The following is a 1,527-nucleotide window of genomic DNA, read 5'->3' on the forward strand; positions in this document are numbered from 1 at the left end:
CGTCCGCTATTTGCGCCCCTGAGAGGAAATTCTCCGGCGCGCGCTGTAAAAAACGGCTCAGCATAAAGGGCGTTCTTTCGGTTCAGGCGTCTTGGGAGGCGGATCGCGGCGACAGGCTTTCGGCCGGCGACAATCCGCCCGGYTCATCCAGCTCGATGGCGATCTGGGTGCAGACACTGCGGCACAGCGCCACGGCTTTTTCGCTTTGAACGCGGTAAATCACCTGGGTGCCTTCCTTGCGCTTGGCCAGCACACCGGTGCGGTACAGCACGGCCAGRTGCTGGGAAAGATTGGGCTGGGTGGTGTCGATCTCCGCCAGCAACTCATTCACGGACTTTTCACGTTCGCACAGGGCGCTCAAGACACGCAAGCGCATCGGCGTCGCGAGCACAGCGAACAACTCGGCCGCCAGCTCAAACACACGGCCCCTCTCGACTTGCGCACTGGTCTGGATCATCTCGTTCATAGCGATTTATTCTTAATATAAGTAATTGCTGATATTAAGCCTGAAGCCGCCTCAAAAAACCCGTAAATACCCTAGGCACGCAAGGCGAACACGTAAATATGACCAACCGACCCGCCAAACGCCGAAAAGGTGTTGCCTCCATGCACTTGCGCAGGGCGGCAAAGGTGTAAAAAAGCGTTGAAAGACCCCTCATCGTGATATAAAACTTTTGTTACTTACGAGTTGTTACCCGGGACCGGTAAAACCCAATACTTATGTCTTCAAAAAAACCCTTCATCTTCAAAAGTACCGGCATCCTTCTCGCCGTCATGATGGCCGCTGCAGCGCATGCGGAAGTCGATGCACTGGTCAGTCAGGCGCGTACGCTGCTCGACCAGAGCCAGGCACAAAAAGCCTTCGATCTGCTTGAGCCCCAGGAAACCGCACGCGCAGGCGACCCCGACTTCGACACGGTGCTGGGTATCGCCGCCAACGACACAGGGCAATTCACCCGCGCCATATTCGCGCTCGAACGCGTGCTGGCGGTGCAGCCGGCCAACTCCCGTGCGCGCGCGGAGCTTGGACGGGCACTTTTTGCCGTCGGGGACAACGCCGGCTCGCGCAAGGTGTTACTGGAAGCCAAACAAGACAACATCCCGACGGAGGCCGCCGCCACCATCGACCAGTTCCTGCAAGCCATTGATCGCACGGAAGAAGCCGCCCGCTCGTCCGTCAAACCGTACCTGGAAGCCAGCGTCGGCTACGACACCAATGTCAACAGCGGCCCCGGCAATCCCAATGTCGCGGTTCCGCTTTTTGGCGGCGCAATTTTCACCCTCAATGCTTCGGGTGTTGAGACCAAAGATGCCTTCATGACCCTGGGCGGCGGGCTGTCAGCCCGTTACGTCGTCGACCCGCGCTGGTCGTTGATCGCGAACGCCAGCGGGAATTCGCGCATCAATGCCAAGTACAACGACTTCAACACCGGCCAGGTTGATGTCAACGCCGGTGCCAGCTACCGCTACGAAAAGCACGAATTCACCGGTGTCGTGCAGGCCGGCAGCTATACCGTCGCCGGATCC

2 protein-coding genes are annotated in these 1,527 nt (G+C 58.6%); one reads left to right on the top strand and one right to left on the bottom strand.

All coding sequences use genetic code 11. The features are described from left to right. Window positions 1-82: 82 nt before the first annotated feature. A complete protein-coding gene (locus AC1D1P_RS23015; protein WP_477669337.1) occupies window positions 83-466 on the bottom strand; it encodes an ArsR/SmtB family transcription factor in 384 nt (127 codons plus the stop codon). Window positions 467-720: 254 nt separating this feature from the next. Between AC1D1P_RS23015 and AC1D1P_RS23020 the strand changes: the two genes are divergently transcribed. After that, window positions 721-1,527, top strand: an 807-nt coding sequence (locus AC1D1P_RS23020; protein WP_477674593.1) for a tetratricopeptide repeat protein, incomplete at its 3' end; no start/stop codon positions are given.

The organism is Polaromonas sp. P1_E1_2 (assembly GCF_056406035.1).